This is a genomic window from Geotoga petraea, from assembly GCF_900102615.1.
GTDB classification, from domain to species: domain Bacteria; phylum Thermotogota; class Thermotogae; order Petrotogales; family Petrotogaceae; genus Geotoga; species Geotoga petraea.
Genome location: NZ_FMYV01000003.1, coordinates 87,276 through 106,487, shown reverse-complemented (window position 1 = coordinate 106,487; position 19,212 = coordinate 87,276). Strand labels below are relative to the sequence as shown.

The window sequence follows — 19,212 nt, the reverse complement described above, 5'->3', positions numbered from 1 at the left end:
CATCTTTATAGTAATTATATGTATAGATAAAAAAAAGATTTATTATCAATAACACAATAAAACCATACACAATAATATATTTAGGTTTATTGAAATTATTTTTTCCCATTTAAACACTTCCTATAATATTCCCCATTTATTTTCTATTTCTTTTTCCACTTTTAAAAACGCTTCTAAAATTTCTGGTGAAAAGTGTGAGGTTTTTGTTCTATTATCGCCATTTGTAATAATTTTCATGGTTTTTTCATGGGAGAAACCATCTTTGTAAGGCCTTTTACTCCTTAACGCATCATAAACATCAATAATTGAAACAATTTGGGCTTCTATTGGGATTTCTTCTCCTTTTAGCCCAAAAGGATATCCACTCCCATCGTATTTTTCATGATGATACATTGCAATATTTTGAGCAGTTTTAAAATATTTTGAATCAAGAAGTTTTTTGGACATAATGGTATGTTTTTTCATCTCTTCAAACTCTTCTTCAGTTAATTTCCCAGGCTTTTTCAAGATTTCTGGGGGAACAAATATTTTCCCTATATCGTGAAGTGGTGCAAAAACCTCTATTTCTTCGATTTTTTCTTCTGGTATGTCCATATTTTTAGCCAAAAGTTTTGATAATTTACCAACTCTATATATATGAGTCCCCGTTATGTCGTCATATCCTTCGGCAATCATAGCTAACTTATTGGTGAACTTAATATATGCTCTTTTTAGTTTATCTCCTTCAAGTTTTTGATTTAAATACGAAGACGCCAAATTCAAAAAAGATTCCAATATTTTTTTTGAGTTATTATCAAAATTTTCTTTAGAAAAATACGGAATATCAATACTTATAGAAAGGTTTATTTCATCTTCTATATCTATTGACCCAATCAAAGAGCTCTTAATCGGTTTCGTACCAAATCCAAACTTCTTTTGTGTTTCTCGGTCCATGAATTTCCCCAGTCTATCAAGCAAATTATCATATATTTTAACTTCATTAGAAATTATTTTGTTACTTGCTTTCAAGTCTAATTTATTCAAGTATTCAATATCGTGCCCAACTGTTGATAAAAATCTCCATCCTTTTTCATCACTTATTGAAACACTTCCATATTTTGCTTCAGGAACTAAAAACAAAATAGTTTTTAGCAACTTATCATAATACTTATTCACAGACAAATTCTTGTTATTCAAATCTGAAAGGATGTTTATTAGAAGATATAGCTTTTCACTGAGTTGATTGTTTTCTTGGGAATACTCCTCCAAGTCCTTGTTCATTTCTTCCAGTTCTTCTTCGTGGCTTTTGATCTCTTTTATCTTATACCTCAAATCCCTCGCTTGTTTTTGTATTTTACTTCTTGATATAAACAAAAATATGGTTAAAATTAAAACTACTATAAAAAAAATAATTAAAATGAAATTTATCATAACAGCCTCCATACATAATCTATCTATATAATACTTCTGAAGTGTTTAGTATTTATATGAAAATATTTAGAAACATTAAGTTTTATTTTGAAATGGAGTTAACTCTATATTTTTCTTTTTAAATAAAATATTATATAATGTATTTGTTCAAAATATCGTTTTCAAAAGGAAGGTCTTAATATGAATAGAAAAATAAAAAGAGTAGCCGCTATACACGATTTATCAGGTTTTGGAAGGGCTTCTTTATCAGTTGTAACTCCAATTCTATCTACTATGGAAATTCAAGTTTGTGCTATTCCAACGGCAGTTTTATCAACTCACACAGAATATGATGGATACACGTTTGTGGATTTAACAGATTCCATGCCGGCTTACATAGAACACTGGAAAAAATTAAATTTGAAATTTGATTCTATTTATTCGGGATTTTTGGGTTCAGTAAAACAAATAGAAATAATAACAAAGTTTATTAAGGACTTTAAAGACGATGATACTTTGGTTGTTATTGACCCTGTTATGGCTGATAACGGCAAGCTTTATGATACGATGAACAAGAAAATGGTCGAAAGTATGAAAAGTTTTATAAAAAATGCAGATATAATAACCCCCAACTATACAGAAGCGAGTTACTTATTGGGAAAGGAATACAATCTTGAAATTACGAAAGAAGAGATCAAAAAGTGGTTAAAAGAACTATCTGATATGGGTCCAGATATTGTAGTTATGACAAGTGTTCCTGAAAAAGATGAAACAAAAGAAACTGCGGTAGTGGCTTACAATAAAAAAGATAATAAATATTGGAAAGTAAGCTGTGAGTATATACCTGCATTTTACCCCGGAACTGGTGATATGTTTACAAGTGTTTTAGTTGGTAGTTTGTTGAGCGGAGACTCTTTACCAATTGCTATAGACAGAGGGGTAAATTTCATCACAGCTGCAATTAGGCAAAGCTATGGACACGATTATCCTCAAATAGAAGGTGTTTTATTGGAGAAGGTTTTAAATCATTTGAAAATGCCTGTAATGATTTCATCATATGAATTAATGTGAGCTTTTTAAAAAAGCTCACTTTTTTAAAATTGTATACAAAAAACTTATAATTCCAGCTATCCATATTAACCATGTATAAGCAAATCCAAGGAAAAATAAATTAGCCCCTAAAATCATGATAATAAAAGTCAATCCAAAAAACAAAGGGTTGCTTTCTGCAGAACTAAGCATAGGGAGTCTTTCAGTAAAAAGCATAAAAAGTGCATAAAAAATTATGACTGAGCTGGAAATAAAAACAAAAGAAAAAAGAATCTGCCCAGCCATTATATTCAAAACACCTACAGCTAAAAATGCGGTTAAAACCAAAATTAAAACTGCTTTCCACATCTTGATTAATCCGTTCTCCATATAAAACTCTCCTTTATGATTTTAGTCGTATAAATTATAACAGAGGTAATTTAATAGTATTATAATTTAATGAAAAAATATTGGAGAATTTAATTTTGCTGGATAAAAGCGCTTGAGGATAATAATAAACACAATTTATAAACTTCACACTAAACAAATGAGGTAGCCAAGGCTACCTCATTTTATATCTTTTATCTTGATTGTTTTTCCTGTTCTATCTTTAATGCTTTTGCTCAACAGAAAAATATCGTCCTCAGTATTGGTAAACACTGCATAAACAAGATCTTCTTCAATATTTAGTTTTTTAAAATAGCTCTTACCGTATATTTTTTTCATTATAGTCAAAAAATCGTTTATATTTTGTGTTTCGGAGGGATAGGCATAGTTGGATATCTGTTCATCAAGCCAATTCATACTGTTTTTATCTGTTGCATATATAACTCTTTTTTCCATAGATGATTTTACGTTTTCTTTTGTTATAACTGTTGGAACAACCCTTTTAAAAGAGTATCTTATCTTACCTTCCACTTTATAAAAAAGCAAAACATTGTATAACATTTCATTCCCCAAATTTGCAAAATAAAGTGATTCTTTTGGAGGTGTATTTTCAGTTTCACTATAAAAAACTCTATCATAAAAGAACAAAGGGTATTTTGTTATACCTTTTTTAAAATTACTCAAAATCATCATAGATACAAAAAGAATTATAAGCAAAACAAAGAAAATACCAGTTAAAATGATTAATTCTAAATTCATTTTTATCCCTCCTCTACCTATTTTATCATGATTTTAAACAATTTTTTTATGTATATTTCCTAATAACTATATATAGGCTATTAGCTTGATTAAATTATTGAAAAAATAGTATTGAAAACATATAAAAATGAATTGTCTGAATTAACTCAAAAAGCATCTTAAACTAAAAAATCCTCCTTAAAGGAGGATTTTTTTACTCTATTAAGGTTAAAGCATAATTAAACGCTGTTTCTATATAAAAATCTTCACCTATGATTTGTGTATTAACAAAAGGAATTACAACATCTACTTCAAATTTTTCGCCTTCTATAAGTTTCTTATTTACATCATAGTATAGTAAATAAGGCATCAAAAAATTATAACCCCAAGGTGTTTCTATATTCATAGATTCAGAATCATGGAGTACAAAATTCTCGCCAATAAAATGGGTGTAATTCAGCTCCGAAAAATAAGAAATCATAAGATTTTTATGGTTGTTATGTGTTTCATCTACAATAAAGATCAGCTCTTTATTATATTTTTTTGTGCTGTTAAAAGTTTTCAAAGGGGTCAACCCCTCTCTTTCCTCCAGTGATTTATTAGAAATCACTGAAAGATGGTGGTTCACACTCTGTTCGGAATAAGCAAATATAGCATCATTTTCAAAATAGCTCAAAAAATATTTCACATTCGACATGTTTTCTCCAGTAATGTTCCTCATATCTACTATTAAAATTTTTGTTAAGGCTATCTTCTCCATTTCTTTGGATAAAGTTTCTTGGAAATTGGCAAAATCTAATGAATCTATTTTTAGATACCCTATATTTTCTCCAATTATCTTCGATTCTATTCCTTTTATATTCTTTCTTTCTTCTGTTATAAAATTCCCCATATTATAAATTTCATTGTATGGACTAAATTCTATATTTAGAGTGTATTCATTTACTGTATCGGTAAACGTTATTTCAGTAAACCCTTCTTTTTTTCTAAAATAGTTATAATAAGATGCAAAAAATATGTTTTCAAATTCTTGAGAATTCAAATTCTTATAAAAGGTCATATTTTTGACTTTTTCATATATCTCTAAAGCATCATCACCATCTATAGATTTTATTTTTAGCCCTTCTCTAATATCAAAAGCAGACGCATTTTCTAAAAAGTAACTTATGTTGAAAGAATTTACATACAAACCTTTATTTGTAAAATCAAAATTAATAGGAATTGTTTTTATATCTTTCATTATTCCGGTAACTCTTAGATTTGGATCGTTCAAAATAGACTGCATCTCAAACACTAAATAATCGAACTCCTCATTTGAATTAGATAGTGATACTTTGCTTTTGTAAAAGTTTTTCAATTCCTCAAAAGAAAAACCTTTTATATTTTCTTTTTCGTCTAAAAAAACATACGATTCTTCAATGGTATCAACAAAAAAGTTAAAAAAAGATAAGTTATCGTTTTTATAATTTTTATTGTATTCTTCAATTATTTTTTTATATTCTTTTTCTATATGATTTTCAATTGCAATTTTTTGATTACCTACATAAAATATATTTTCCCCAAAATGTTTAGTAACACCTATTAAATCAAAAGCAAATCCTAAAAAAATTATTATTAATAAAACTATAACTGAGAAAAAGAAAATTCTTTTCATTCCTAAAAATCCTCCAAATTATTATTGCGTATTTTCTTCATTTTTGAAAATTTTTAACCTTTTCAATGAAAAGATTATTATATACGCTATTACAAGCCCTCCACCAAATTGAACAATGTTCCATGGAATACCAAAAATAGGTAATATCACATTTCCATAAATCAATATTTCTGTAAAAAAGTAAGTTATAATCATCCATAACCCCGATAAAGTCATTCCAATTAAAGTGGAAAAAGAAAACAGGTATTTGTCTTTGTTTTTCAACAGTAAACTTAAAAATAAAATTATCAAAGGAATGATAATTGAAGCAACAATTATTGTTGTTTGTACATTTGATATCGTTGAAACTAAAGCATCTTGCGTAGTTACTTGCATCTGTTTCATTAATTCTGTAGCTCTTTCTTTGTCTTGAATATCAACTAATAAATTGTTAAGAGTATTACTAACCCAAATTCCAAAAATAGCCCAAATAGCCACTCCTGATAAGCTAATGTAGAATTTTTTTGATTTCTTTCTTTTCTCTGTCTTGTATCCAAAAAAACCCACAAGATACCCCATAAAAAATTTTATTATAAGAGTTGGAAGGGCCCAAATTGCATAACCACCAAACAAATCAGCCATTGCAGAACCTATTCCACCTGCCAAGCCTCCGATAAGTGGCCCAAATAAAATAGAGGCTAAAAAAATCATTGCATCGCCTGCATGAATGTATCCTTGAGTAAAAGGAATTGGAATTTTAATAACAAATGTAGCCACAAAAACAAGGGCTATCATCATACCAGCATAAATGATGCTCTTAACTCTCAAATGCTATCACTCCTCAGAAATTATTTTACCTTTACCATTATTTTTTGAAATATAAGCTTTTCTATCAGCACTCTTTAATAACTCACGAAAATCTTCGTAATCATTGGAACAAGATACTCCCGCACTAAAAGATAATGATTTATGTATTTGTTTTATGTAACTATAAAATCTTTTTATTATCTTCAAAGCGGAATCTTTGGAAATATTTCTAAATATAATTACAAATTCATCTCCTCCATACCTATAGACTAAGTCATCATCTCTAATGTGCATTAAAAAAACTTCTGCAACCTTTTTAAGTATCTTGTCACCACCAAAATGCCCCAATGAATCATTAATCTGCTTAAAATTATCTAAATCAAAAAACGCCAAGCAAAATTGCTCTTTTTGATTTTTAAAAGCTTCTAAATCAGCAAAAAGTTTTGAATGGTTGTATAAACCTGTTAGCCCATCTCTTTCAGCTATATTCTTGATTTCCGAAAACTTCTGCGAATGTTCAAGAGTAAGAGAGACCATTTGACCAAAAACAGACAAAATATTCAATTCTTCTTTAGACGGTCTCAAATTGTTTTCAGGTTCATCTACAGATATATATCCTATCAGATTATTTTTACCATCTCTTAAAGCAACTAATAATAAATCATTAGGATGCCATTTATTTATGTCTTCTTCTAAAGATGTAACTTCTACGTTATCCCTCAGTTGATAAAGATAATCAGAATTTAGTTTATCTGCCCTCGGGACAAAGTATGTTTCTCTATATCTATACTTTTCATTAAAAAACCTTGTTATAGATTTAATTGGTACATTTTGATTTTTTATTTTCTCATAGATATCTTCATTTATACCTTTTTGACCCACTCTTTTTATGATACCTTTACCAAAATCAAACAAACTAATCAAAACATGAGAATAACCCAGTTTTTTATGTATTATCTCTGAAGTTTCATCTAATATCTTTAAATTAGAACTTTTCAAAGAAAATTCTTTAATAATATTGCTCAATTCAACGGTTATTTCGTTGAATTTTTTTAACCGCTCACTTTTTAGAATTTCTCTATTTTTTTCATTGTTTGATTTGATTATGAAATAGTACAATATTAAAAAAACTATGTTGACTAAAACAAACATATACCTAAAAGGTGATTCGTTAAAGTATAAGAAAAGGTAGGTATATGGGATTAAAGTTAAAAAATAAAAATATTCAAAAGCAAATATTTTTAGTGAAAACCCTTTTACACCATCTACTATAATAGAGTTAATAATTTTCGATATGGTAATGAACAAAAATAAAGCAAGCAATGGAGAAAACCCATAAGAAACAAATGCCGCTAATGAATAGGTAGCTCCATAAACAAGAACTCTATAAGCCTTCCTTGTGAAAGACTTGTTTTTATTTTTGCTAAATATTATCACTAAAGTTGATAAAAGGATGTATTCAGGCCCTAAAGCAAAAGAAAATACAAAAGCAACTGTATTGCTGACGAGTCTTTTATTTTTCAACCAATATATTTTTAAATTGTCTGCAAAATAGGTTATAGAAATTACTAAAAACGCATCCATTGGATTTATACTCGAAAAATCCATATCAAGAAAATAAAAAGTTAATATTGAGATAATGAATAATATTATATTTTTTATCTTTAAATTCATAGTAATCCCCCATTATCATTCTTTTCTAAATTATAACATAGTTTAGATTTTAAATTTATTTTAACTATTAAATAATATATTTTGAAAAGATAACTTTTAATTATATAATTAGCTCGAGGGAGTGTTGGCTTTGAAAAATTCTATTTTAATAATAATATTAATGTTTTTAACTGTAATTACATATTCTACACCTTTTTTCAAACAAGGTATAGAAGAAATAAACTATAAAGAAAATTACGGAGAGTACGTGAACGATTCTAAATTAAAAATAATTAACTTTATACCTATGAAAGTTCAGTGGGAAAGTATAAACGATATTACAACAATTGAAACAGACAAAAGTTTAAAGACCATCAAAATGAATTATGAATCGGATAATACAAATCTAAATTTAATCAGAAAAGGGAATTTTATAGAGCTTTCTGGAACTTCCGAAGGGGAAGAAGTTCAAAAAAAATTAAAGATAGATGATGATCCATGGTACCAATTGTTCGTTTTTTCCTTCACTGATTTTATCTTTTCGGATGATAAAACAAGGCAATATTGGGTATTCAACCCATTTGACCTTTCGATGAGTAAGATGAAGGTTGAAAAAATATCAAAAGAAAAAATAACCATAAATGAAAAAACTTATGACACATTTCTTCTTAACACAAGGTTGACAGGGTTTATGTCCATTTTTTGGAAGGGTGAATATTGGTTTAATTCTGAAAACGGTATGTACCTTAAATACGATGGTTTGAATATTTTTCCAAAAATACAGAATGTAATAATAACAGCTCAAGACTGGAGGTAAAATATATCTTTAACGGGTTCATTGATTTAGCCACACTGTTGAAATACAAAAATTTTTAGATTAAATAACTATTAATTCATAATACCAAGGATTTTTATCCTTGGTATTTTTTAATATGAATCATCTCTCACTTTAATAAAAATATTCATTCATTAAAAGTCTTTAATAAATGTTAATGTTTAATTATTATTAATATTACATAATATATATAAGAGAAGGTGATTTAAGTGAATTTAAAAGTAATCGGTTATTGGGGTGCATACCCAGAACCTGATTCAGCAACTTCCTGCTATGTAATTTCTGATGAAGAATCGAAAATAGTCTTAGATATTGGCTCAGGAGCCCTTTCAAAATTAACAAAGTATGAAAACATAAACAAAATAAACGATATTATAATAAGTCACTTTCATTATGACCATTTTGTGGATATTTATCCTCTTCAGTTTAATTCAATGATCCAGCAAAATATTGGAAAAAGAAAAGAGCCTATAAACATATATACACCTTACGATCCTAATTATTCTGATACTATGGATTATAAGACGTTTACAAAAAATATTATGTACAATCAAGGGCCGATTTTTGATATAAACGGTTTTATAACCACTTTTTTGAAAACAAACCATGTTATAGATTCTTATGCCGTAAAAGTTAAAAAGATTGGTAAAAGTATAGTTTATACAGGAGATACCGCATGGTCGGACGAATTGGTAGACTTTTCTAAAAACGCAGATTTATTGATTTGTGAAGCAAGCCTTTTTGATGGAATGAAGGGAAAAGTAGAAGGCCATTTGACTGCTGGAGAAGCTGGTAAATTGGCCAATGAAGCAAACGTGAAGAAACTTCTTCTCACTCACTTTCCACATTTTGGGGTTATTGAACTGCTTAAAAAACAAGCATCCAAATATTTCAAAAAAGAAATTATTTTGGCAGAGGAAAATAAAACTATAAAACTCTGATTAGGAGGGTTAAAATGAAAAAAATCAAAACGATTCTCTTGTTTGGACTAATTATGATTTTAAGTATCAGCATCTTTTCAGCAAATGAACCAAAAGGTGAAGCAATATATGGAGGAGAGGTAGTTGTCGCTATTCCTCAAGACCCAGATTATTTAGATCCTCACAGGGCAGCTGCTTCAGGAACATATGAAATAATGTTCAATGTTTTTGAAGGTCTTTTAAAACCAGATTCAAACGGAGGAGCAAGACCAGCAGTAGCTAAAGGCTATGAAGTATCGGATGATGGGCTAACATATACTTTTGAAATTAGGGATGATGTTTACTTCCACAACGGGGAAAAAGTTACTTTAGAAGACATAAAATATTCCTACGAAAGACTTATGGGTGTAAATGGAGAAGCTCTTTCATCTGACTTTGAAGGTAGTGTAGAAAGTGTTAAAATTATACAACCAAATAAGATAAGATTTGAACTAAAAGAAACAGATACAACATTTTTATTCAATTTTACAGAGTCTATTTTACCAAAATCAAACGATGGGCAACACAATATAAATCCTATAGGAACTGGGCCTTTTAAATTTGTTGAATACTTACCAGGCCAGAGAATAGTAATAGAAAAATTTGATAAATATTGGGACGAAAAATTACCTTATTTAGATAAAGTAGAATTCAGAATAATAACTGATCCACAAGCTTCTTTGATAGCTTTTCAAGCTGGAGAAATAGACATGATCCCAAGACTTGGAGCTCAGTATATAAACCTAATAGGAAATAATGGCTATATAATAAGTGGAGAACAAAATTTGATACAAATATTGGCACTAAATTTAAATAGAGAACCTTTTGATGATGTCAGAGTGAGAAGGGCTATGAGTTATGCAATAGACAAAGACCTTTTAATCCAAGCTGTTGCAGATGGTTACGGTACTAAGTTAGGTTCTAACATGTCTCCTGTAATGGGAAAATATTTTAAAGAAGGTTTGGCTGACAAATATTCTGTAAACATTGAAAAAGCCGTTGAGTTGTTAGAAGAAGCAGGATATCCAAATGGATTTGAAACTACTATAACTGTTCCTTCAAACTACAAATTCCATGTTGATACTGCCCAAGTAATCGTAGAAATGTTAAAGCAAATTGGTATAAAAGCTAAAATAGAACAGATAGAATGGGGAGTTTGGTTAGATAGAGTTTATGCTGGAAGAGATTTTGACTCAACCATAATCGGTTTTACAGGTAAGCTTAGTGCATACGACATTTTGAAAAGGTACATAAGTGATTATTCAAGAAACTTCCTTAATTATAACAACCCTGAATACGATCGATTATTAAAAGCTGCTGTAAAAGAAACAGATACAGAAAAAAGTATAGAATTATACAAACAAGCCCAGGTTATATTATCCGAAGATTTACCAGCTATATTTTTAATGGATCCAAACTTCATAGTAGCATTACAAAACAATTTAGCAGGATACACTTTATATCCATTATACATTCAGGACATGGCAGTTATACATTATGTAAAATAAGGGTGATTCCATTTGTTATACTATATTAGAAGAACTTTCACCATGGTTGTAACAATTTTCATAGTAAGCCTTATAACATTTTTTGCTTTTCAAATTATACCTGGAGATCCTGTCCTTTCAAAATTAGGAGTGGATGCTGACCAGGCTCAAATAGATGCATTGACAAATGAATTAAATTTAGATCAACCAGTCATCAGGAGATATTTCTCCTGGTTGACTGGTATTTTTAAAGGTGACCTTGGCAATTCAATAAGATATGATAGAGATGTTGGAGAAATGATATTATCGAGATTACCGGTTACTTTTTCTTTGTCAATAATCTCCATGTTATTGGTAATTATATTTGGCATTCCTATAGGAATTCTTTCAGCAAAATACGATAAAAAGGCTTCTGGTTTTTTTATAAACTTTTTAACTCAAGTTAGTATGGCTATACCTTCTTTTTGGACTGGAATATTGCTCATGTATCTATTTGGGCTAATACTAAATTGGATCACTCCAGGAGCTTATACTCCTTGGTCTGAAAATGCTTTTGAAGCTTTTAAATCTCTGATTTTACCCAGTTTAGCCATAGCAATACCTAATATAGCGGTAATTGTGAGGTATCTTAGAAACACCATTTTAGAACAAAAAAATCAAGATTATACCCGAACTGCTTTATCAAAAGGAGCTAAACCTGGTTATGTTTTGACCAGACATATCTTGAGAAATGCCCTTATACCAGTCGTGACTGTTTTTGGTATGATTGCTGCAAAAATATTAGCAGGAAGCATTATAATAGAGCAGGTATTTAGTTTACCTGGCCTTGGAAGGCTGTTAATCAACGCAATTTCTACAAGAGACCTTCCATTAGTTCAAGGCATGATACTCTACTTTTCAGTATTGATTGTTATAATAAATTTCTTGATAGACATTATATACAAACTCATAGATCCAAGAATTAAATATACTTAAGGGGATTTTTACATGAAAAAAAGCATAAATTTTAGAATAGGTTTTTTCATAGTTTTATTCTTGTTTATATTAATGTTAATAAGTCTTGTGTACACTCCATATGAAGTTACACAAATGGATATTTTAAACAAATTAAAAGGTCCTTCTTTGCAACACATTATGGGAACAGACAACTTTGGGAGAGACATATTCAGCAGAATTATGACTGGCTCTCAAACTGCTTTTTTTGTTGGTGGACTTTCTGTGGGAATTGGGCTATTTTTTGGTGTTATGTTGGGCGCCGTATCAGGTTATTTCGGAGGTATTGTTGACGAGATAATAATGAGAATTATGGATGCCATGATAGCTTTTCCAGGAATTCTTTTTGCCTTGATGTTCGTTGCTATTTTTGGAGTTGGTATTACCAACACTATAATAGCCATAGGAATCATGGCTATTCCAAATTTTGCAAGAATTGTAAGAGGTAGTTTCATGCAGCATAAACAGTTTGATTACGTTAAAACAGGAATAGTCGCAGGCGCTTCATCTTCAAGAATAATATTTTTTCATATTTTACCAAATGTTTTATCTCCCATTATTGTTGCTTCTTCTTTGGGGTTTGCGACAGCTGTTCTTTCTGAAGCAGCTTTAAGCTATTTGGGATTGGGTGTACAACCTCCATATCCAAGCTGGGGAAGGATGTTAAACGAATCTCAGGTTTATTTAACTACAGCTCCGTGGTATGCTCTGGCGCCTGGAATTATGATTACTTTAACTGTTTTGGGTTTCAATTTTCTCGGAGATGGTCTTAGAGAATTTTCAGACAATAGGAATTGAGGGATATAAATGTCAAATAGTTTATTTTCTATCGAAAATCTTACAATTAGTTTTGAAAATGAAAAGAAAAAAATTATCGCAGTTAACGATGTTTCTTTTGATATAGGTAAAAGTGAAATCGTGGGCTTAGTTGGTGAATCTGGATGTGGTAAAACAGTAACTTCTTTAGGTATAATAGGTCTTTTGCCTAATAGTGCCAACATAAATTCTGGAAAAATTCATTACAATGGAAAAGACATTTTAAATATAAAAGAGGATGAAAAAAGAAAAATTAGGGGAAAGGAAATTTCTATGATTTTCCAAGAACCTATGACATCTTTAAATCCCTTATGGAAATGCGGAAATCAAATAGGCGAAGCAATAAAGCTCCACAATAAAATAGACAAAAAAGATCTTAAAAGTAGAGTTTTGAAAATAATTAAAAATGTAGGATTGCCAAATCCAGAAACAATATATAGTAAATACCCTCACGAACTTTCTGGTGGTCAAAGGCAAAGAGTGATGATAGGTATTGCAATAGCAAATCATCCAGATCTTATCATCGCTGATGAACCGACAACAGCACTGGATGTGACTATACAATCTCAAATCTTGGAACTCCTAAAAAAAATAAACGAAGAGGAAAAATCTTCCATTTTATTTATATCTCATGATCTTGGCGTGATTAACGATATTGCAGACAGGGTTATAGTAATGTATGCTGGATTTATTGTGGAAATTGCTTCAAGGGGTGATCTGTATTCAGAACCAAAACATCCTTACACTTTGAAATTGCTTCAATCCATCCCTCTTCCTGAAAAAAAAGGTAAAGAATTAGAATCAATTCCCGGTATTGTTCCGAGAATAGAATCACATATAGATTATTGTCCTTTTGTAGATAGATGCTCTATCGCAAAAGAAATTTGCAGAGAAAAATTACCACTTTTAGAAGAAAAAAGTGATAAACATTTTGCAAGATGTCATCTTACTTGAGAGGTAGATAATATGTCAGAATACATATACGAAGTAGAAAATTTAAAAAAATTTTTTAAATCCCCTAAGAAAAGTTTATTCAAAAAAAGAGATGTTTTAAAGGCAGTAAACGGAATTAACTTTAAAATCAAAAAAGGAGAAACATTTGGTTTAGTTGGGGAGTCAGGCTGTGGAAAAACAACTACAGGCTATAGCCTTATCAAACTATATGAACCAGATGAAGGGAAACTCATATTCAAAGGCAAAGATGTTACAAACATTAAAGGCGATGAATTAAAAAAATTTAGAAGCAATGTTCAAATTGTTTTTCAAGATCCTTATAGTTCTTTAAATCCAAAGAAAAAAATAGGCTGGATATTGGAAGAACCTTTAAAAGCTCACGGATATAAAGATAAAAAAGAGAGGTATGAAAAAGTTTTAGCAATGTTAAAAGAAGTAGGGTTTAACGAAGAATATTACAAAAGATATCCACATGAATTATCTGGTGGTCAAAGACAGCGTATAATGATAATTCATGCTTTGATGCTTAATCCAGATTTTATAATTTTAGATGAAGCAGTTTCTGCATTAGACGTTTCAGTACAATCTCAAATTTTGAACCTTTTAAATAAATTACAAAAAGAATTTGACCTCACATATTTATTCATTTCTCATAATTTAAACGTGGTTCACTATATAAGTGATAGAATTGCTGTAATGTATATGGGTGAAATCGTTGAACTTGCAACAGCCGACGAAATATACCATTCACCAAAACACCCCTATACAAAGGCTCTTTTTTCTGCTATTCCAAAAATAACCAAAGAAGGTACAAAAAGAATAATTCTTTCTGGAGAAATGCCAGACCCTTCGAACCCTCCAAAAGGTTGCAAATTCCATACAAGGTGTAATTTCGTAAAAGATAAATGTAAAAATGAAGTTCCAGGGGATTATGAAATAAACAAAGGACATGAAGTTAAATGTTTTTTATATTTGGATGGAGAAGAAGAATGAAAATCTCCATTTTATCGGATATACACGTAGACAAACAATTTGTTGAATCTGATCCTATCGAAGATGCCCTTATAAAAGTTTTGAACGAAGAAAAGCCAGATTACCTGATAATAGCTGGAGACATAGCAGACGATTATAGAAAAAGTTTAGAAATATTATATTTTCTTGAAAAGAACACAAAAACAAAGATATTATTTGTGCCAGGGAATCATGATTTATGGAGTAAAGAAAATGGCATTGAAAATACAAATGAAATATATTTGAAGATGAAAGAGTTTAAAGGAAACTTATCCAATGGTCCTGTAATAATAGGAAATTGGGCAATCGTCGGAGATGTTGGTTGGTATGATTACTCTTTTGCTCATGAAAAATATAGTTTAGAACAACTATCTGCGGGAAATGATTTCAACAGACATTGGCAAGATAAAAAATACGTAAACTGGCAAAAAGACGATATTTCTGTGACAAATGAATTCAAAGAAAAATTAAACCAACAAATAGATGATTTAAAAGACAAGAATATTATATTGGTAACTCATGTTGTGACTCATGAGAAATTTACAGTGAAAAACCGAGATATGTGGGAATATTTTAACGCCTATTTGGGAACCAAAAATTATGATGATTTATATAAAAAAGAAAATGTTAAGTACGTTATCATGGGGCATGTTCATTACAGAAAAAAAATAAAGGAAGATGGAACTATTTTTATCTGCAACTGTTTGAATTATAGAAACCAATGGTTTTATTCAAAAGATGCATATACAGAAATTAAAAAAGCTCTAAAAACAATAAAAATATGATTTCCCCCACTCTCTCAATTTAATGTTATAATATAATCAAGCGTAGAATTTTAAGGAGTGAGTTTTTTGATTAAAAATATAGTCTTCGATTTAGATGGCACAATATTGGATACCGAATCTTTCATTATTGACGGGATAAATTATTCACTTAGAAATATGGACCTACCAGAAAAAGGGGAAGATGAAATAAGAGAAAAAATAGGGCTTCAATCTGATGCCTTTTATAATGAACTGTTATACGAATACGAGGAAGACGAAGTAAAAGATATTAAAAAAGAAATATACTCACACAAAGATAGATTCATAAAAGAACAGGGAAAATTATACGACAAAATGGAAGATGTGATCAAAAGTCTTCACGAAAAAGGCTATAAGCTTAGCATTTGTTCCCATGGGAAAATCGATTATATTGAAACTATATTAGAACATTTCCATCTAAAAAAATATTTTTCATCAGTAAAAGGATATGAGAAAGATAAAACAAAAGAAGACCATTTAAAAGAAATAATGAAAGATGAAAATGCAGATAGATTGGTTTTTGTTGGTGATAGATATATTGATTTTGAGGCAGCTAAAAACACTGGGAACATCTCAATTGGAGTAACTCATGGTTTTGGAAAAGAAGAACTCATAAAAGCTGATTATGTAGTGGATAACCCCTGCGAAATTTTACAAATAATTGAAAAATTAAATGAAGAAATGTGAGGCTTTTTAATTATTATTTTAAAGCGCTTAAAAATAATCCCAAAATAAAAAAAGATGCAGATTTGAATATCTGCATCTTTTTTTATTTTATTTTAAATATTTATCCATCCATTGAGTTATTTCTTTCAACCTTCTAATTCTATGTTTTGGCTTACCACTTCTGCTTAATTCATGATTTTCTCCATCAAATAATACAAACCTTGCTTCAACTCCAAACAACTTTAAAGCTGTAAACATTTGATAACCTTCGGCTTTATAACATCTGTAATCTTCGTCACTATGAATGAAAAGAGTTGGGGTTTTTGCTTTATTAGCATATTTCAATGGTGATTGTTCCCAAAGGCCTTCAGGATCAGTCCATGCATTACCTGCCTGTTGATCTTGAACAAAATAATAACCAATATCTGTAACCATAGATTTTGATATCCAGTTTGATATACTTCTTTGAGAAGCAGCTGCCTTGAATCTATTGGTATTTCCGATTATCCAGTTAGTCATAAAACCCCCATAAGATCCACCAGTTACTCCCATTTTATCTTCGTTAATAAATTTATATTTTTCAACAGCCTGGTCGACAAATTCCATAATGTCTCTAAAATCTTCTTTTCCAAATTTGCCTCTTATATCTGCAAATTCATTATCTTTTCCGTCACTACCACGAGGGTTACAAAATATAACAGCATAACCTTCATTTGCCCAATATTGCATTTCATGGTAATAGATATCTCCATAAGCAGTTTTAGGGCCACCGTGAATATCTAAAATTGTAGGATATTTTTTACCTTTTTCATAATTAACAGGTTTCATAACCCAACCGTCTATTTCAACTCCATCAGAATTTTCAAAAGAAAAATGTTCAGGTTTTGACAAATCTCTTTCTTCTACTAACCAATCGTTAAATGATGTGATTTTTTCTTCTGTTCCGTTTATATAAGAATAAACTTCGGGTATTCTTAATCCTCTGAATCCTATGAAGTAAATCCCATTTTTAGAGATATCAAACACATCAACAGTTCCATCATTTTTAATAACTTCTTCGATATTTCCATATTCATCGATACTGTGTAAAAAACTATCTTTAATTCTAGTTGAAGTAAAATATAGTTTACCGTCAAAAACTTCTTGACCTTTTCCTCCACCAAATCTTGCATCAGAACCAACAGAATTCCATAAAGAATATTCAAAATTTGGTGTAATACATTTGTAGGATTTATCTTTTAATTTAAGTGTATAGAATTTTCTATTTTCATTTAATCCATATTTTTTCATGTCAGAACCTGTAAATATAAGTTTTTCATCATTTAAAAAATGCATTGAAGGAATACTCAATTTTTCTGATTCATCGATTAAAGTTTCAACCTTTTTACCTTTTACATCATATTTCAAAATAGAATCATAGTGTTCCATCATATCTTTGTAGGTGTTTGCTATAAAATAAATAGTGTCATCTTTAATTTTGATGTTTCTCACATTTGTTAGCTCGTTTACAACGGGTTCTGTTTTTTTATCCACGGTATTGTATATATACAATCTATTTCTCACTTTAGAAGTGAATCCCTGTCCATTTGACCAAAAAGGTATTTCGTCAAAAACATGGTAATCCTTCTCTTCTTCTCTTTCTTCTTCTGGTATCTTTTCAAGATAACCATCGTATTTAATAGTCATAGCAAATTTGGTTTTATCTATCATTTCAAAAGAAGTAACAGTTTCTTCAATATCAAACTTTTTCTGTGCTTCTCCACCATTAATATTTATTATATAGAATGTAGTTTTAGGTTTTTTGTCTTCTTCTTTTTTTTCTTCTCTGTTGGAAATGAAAAGAATGTTTCCATCATCATACCAAATATAACTTCCATCTTTCCCACTATTTGTTAACTTGTAAGTCTTTTTCGTTTTCAAATTGTGGATCCATAAAAATTTTTGATAATTGTTGTTCTCTAAATCTGCTTCTGTTTGTACAAAACATATTTTGTCCCCATCAGGTGAAAATTTCAAATCTGAAGGATACTTAAAATCAATAAAATCTTCTAATTTTAATTTCATTCTGTTCCCTCCTAAAAGATTAGTCTTACTAACTATTATAACATAAAAATAATCTATATAAATATTTGATTACTTATACGACAAAAAGGACAATAAATAAAACGGAATGCATAAATGCATTCCGTTTTATTTATGGTAGCGAGGAAGGGATTCGAACCCCCGACACTGCGGGTATGAACCGCATGCTCTAGCCAACTGAGCTACCTCGCCAAATATAATAAATTAACATAAAAAAAATGGTAGCGGGGGTAGGATTTGAACCTACGGCCTTCGGGTTATGAGCCCGACGAGCTACCGGACTGCTCCACCCCGCACCAAGTAATGGTACTAAAAAAGGAATTAATGGTGCCGAGGGTCGGACTCGAACCGACACGAGCATAATGCCCAATGGATTTTAAGTCCACAGCGTCTACCAATTCCGCCACCCCGGCAGGCACTCATTCATTCCGTAAAGAATTCTATCATAAATACAAAAGGTTGTCAAGACTTTTATGTTAATTTAAGATATCCTTTTGATGAAAAGAGAGTTTTAGAAATTGTTGTATTTATTTTGTTGTTTGTTGATAGTTGTTAAGATTTTTCTTTCAGAAAAATCGTTGTTGGTAAAAGTTAATTAAATCCCCTCTTAATATGTAAGAGGGGAAGTGCAAAGCACAGGGGTGTTTAGGCACTTGGTTTTAGATTCTTCAACTCCAAAAATCGTCGTTCAGAATGACATTATAAAAATTGTTTCACAATTTTTGTTGTTAGTTGCTGGATGAAGGTTGTTGGTTTTTGTCTGTTTTAGATGTTTATCAATGTTTTTTTCTTCCAACTTCCAACCATAAACCTTCAACAGAAATTATGTAATAATTTCTACTATATGAGCTTCTTTGAATTTTTATATTTCGAAATTGTCTTTTTACTTTTAATGATTTTGATTTTTCAGTAAAAATAATTCATTGCATCTATTTATTATTTAAAATAAAAGTTCTAACCCCCCTATTCT

At 29.9% G+C, this 19,212-nt stretch carries 17 protein-coding genes and 3 tRNA genes; 10 read left to right on the top strand and 10 right to left on the bottom strand.

Annotated features, from left to right (window positions below; genetic code table 11):
- Nucleotides 1-120: 120 nt before the first annotated feature.
- Nucleotides 121-1,410 (bottom strand): HD-GYP domain-containing protein, encoded by a 1,290-nt coding sequence (locus BLS00_RS04400; RefSeq protein ID WP_218119791.1) that lies wholly within the window; start codon nt 1,408-1,410, stop codon nt 121-123.
- 180 nt (nt 1,411-1,590) lie between these two features.
- On the opposite strand from BLS00_RS04400, the gene BLS00_RS04395 reads away from it, so the two are divergent.
- On the top strand, nt 1,591-2,460 hold the full coding sequence (locus tag BLS00_RS04395; protein WP_091403144.1) for a pyridoxamine kinase: 870 nt from the start codon (nt 1,591-1,593) through the stop codon (nt 2,458-2,460).
- A 15-nt stretch (nt 2,461-2,475) separates the two neighbouring features.
- On the opposite strand, the gene BLS00_RS04390 is transcribed toward BLS00_RS04395, so the two are convergent.
- The 5 genes from BLS00_RS04390 to BLS00_RS04370 form a co-directional block, all read right to left on the bottom strand.
- Nucleotides 2,476-2,808, bottom strand: coding sequence for a hypothetical protein (locus BLS00_RS04390; RefSeq protein ID WP_091403143.1), 333 nt, complete (start codon nt 2,806-2,808; stop codon nt 2,476-2,478).
- Nucleotides 2,809-2,985: 177 nt separating this feature from the next.
- Nucleotides 2,986-3,564: a hypothetical protein gene (locus BLS00_RS04385; RefSeq protein WP_091403142.1), complete on the bottom strand. Its 579-nt coding sequence runs from the start codon at nt 3,562-3,564 to the stop codon at nt 2,986-2,988.
- Between the two features lie 193 nt (nt 3,565-3,757).
- Nucleotides 3,758-5,197, bottom strand: a complete 1,440-nt coding sequence (locus BLS00_RS04380; protein ID WP_091403140.1) for a S41 family peptidase — start codon at nt 5,195-5,197, stop codon at nt 3,758-3,760.
- 21 nt (nt 5,198-5,218) lie between these two features.
- Nucleotides 5,219-6,004 carry an ECF transporter S component gene (locus BLS00_RS04375; RefSeq protein WP_205742378.1) on the bottom strand — a complete coding sequence of 262 codons (786 nt, stop codon included), beginning with the start codon at nt 6,002-6,004 and terminating at the stop codon, nt 5,219-5,221.
- Between the two features lie 6 nt (nt 6,005-6,010).
- A complete protein-coding gene (locus BLS00_RS04370; RefSeq protein ID WP_091403138.1) occupies nt 6,011-7,657 on the bottom strand; it encodes a sensor domain-containing diguanylate cyclase in 1,647 nt (548 codons plus the stop codon).
- Between the two features lie 130 nt (nt 7,658-7,787).
- Between BLS00_RS04370 and BLS00_RS04365 the strand changes: the two genes are divergently transcribed.
- The 9 genes from BLS00_RS04365 to BLS00_RS04325 all read left to right on the top strand — a co-directional run bounded on the left by BLS00_RS04365 (nt 7,788) and on the right by BLS00_RS04325 (nt 16,181).
- The gene (locus BLS00_RS04365; RefSeq protein ID WP_091403137.1) at nt 7,788-8,453 is read left to right on the top strand and encodes a hypothetical protein; all 666 of its coding nucleotides are present in this window, start codon (nt 7,788-7,790) and stop codon (nt 8,451-8,453) included.
- A 227-nt stretch (nt 8,454-8,680) separates the two neighbouring features.
- Nucleotides 8,681-9,412: an MBL fold metallo-hydrolase gene (locus tag BLS00_RS04360; protein WP_091403136.1), complete on the top strand. Its 732-nt coding sequence runs from the start codon at nt 8,681-8,683 to the stop codon at nt 9,410-9,412.
- A 14-nt stretch (nt 9,413-9,426) separates the two neighbouring features.
- Nucleotides 9,427-10,938 carry an ABC transporter substrate-binding protein gene (locus BLS00_RS04355; protein ID WP_091403134.1) on the top strand — a complete coding sequence of 504 codons (1,512 nt, stop codon included), beginning with the start codon at nt 9,427-9,429 and terminating at the stop codon, nt 10,936-10,938.
- Nucleotides 10,939-10,950: 12 nt separating this feature from the next.
- Nucleotides 10,951-11,892, top strand: coding sequence for an ABC transporter permease (locus tag BLS00_RS04350; RefSeq protein ID WP_091403132.1), 942 nt, complete (start codon nt 10,951-10,953; stop codon nt 11,890-11,892).
- Nucleotides 11,893-11,904: 12 nt separating this feature from the next.
- Nucleotides 11,905-12,708 carry an ABC transporter permease gene (locus tag BLS00_RS04345; RefSeq protein ID WP_091403130.1) on the top strand — a complete coding sequence of 268 codons (804 nt, stop codon included), beginning with the start codon at nt 11,905-11,907 and terminating at the stop codon, nt 12,706-12,708.
- A 9-nt stretch (nt 12,709-12,717) separates the two neighbouring features.
- A complete protein-coding gene (locus BLS00_RS04340; RefSeq protein WP_091403129.1) occupies nt 12,718-13,680 on the top strand; it encodes an ABC transporter ATP-binding protein in 963 nt (320 codons plus the stop codon).
- A 12-nt stretch (nt 13,681-13,692) separates the two neighbouring features.
- Nucleotides 13,693-14,673: an ABC transporter ATP-binding protein gene (locus BLS00_RS04335; RefSeq protein WP_091403128.1), complete on the top strand. Its 981-nt coding sequence runs from the start codon at nt 13,693-13,695 to the stop codon at nt 14,671-14,673.
- The gene (locus BLS00_RS04330) at nt 14,670-15,476 is read left to right on the top strand and encodes a metallophosphoesterase (protein ID WP_176759839.1); all 807 of its coding nucleotides are present in this window, start codon (nt 14,670-14,672) and stop codon (nt 15,474-15,476) included. Before BLS00_RS04335 ends, BLS00_RS04330 begins: the two co-directional genes overlap by 4 nt.
- Nucleotides 15,477-15,542: 66 nt before the next feature.
- Complete coding sequence (locus BLS00_RS04325; protein ID WP_167848914.1) at nt 15,543-16,181, top strand: HAD family hydrolase; 639 nt, start codon at nt 15,543-15,545, stop codon at nt 16,179-16,181.
- 87 nt (nt 16,182-16,268) lie between these two features.
- Here the strand turns inward: BLS00_RS04325 and BLS00_RS04320 are convergent, their stop codons facing one another.
- The 4 genes from BLS00_RS04320 to BLS00_RS04305 all read right to left on the bottom strand — a co-directional run bounded on the left by BLS00_RS04320 (nt 16,269) and on the right by BLS00_RS04305 (nt 18,655).
- Entirely contained in the window at nt 16,269-18,224 is a 1,956-nt protein-coding gene (locus BLS00_RS04320) for an alpha/beta hydrolase family protein (RefSeq protein WP_091403123.1), read from the bottom strand.
- Between the two features lie 133 nt (nt 18,225-18,357).
- Nucleotides 18,358-18,434, bottom strand: a tRNA-Met gene (locus BLS00_RS04315).
- A gap of 27 nt (nt 18,435-18,461) precedes the next feature.
- A tRNA-Met gene (locus tag BLS00_RS04310) sits at nt 18,462-18,538 on the bottom strand.
- A 29-nt stretch (nt 18,539-18,567) separates the two neighbouring features.
- Nucleotides 18,568-18,655, bottom strand: a tRNA-Leu gene (locus tag BLS00_RS04305).
- Nucleotides 18,656-19,212 lie beyond the last annotated feature (557 nt).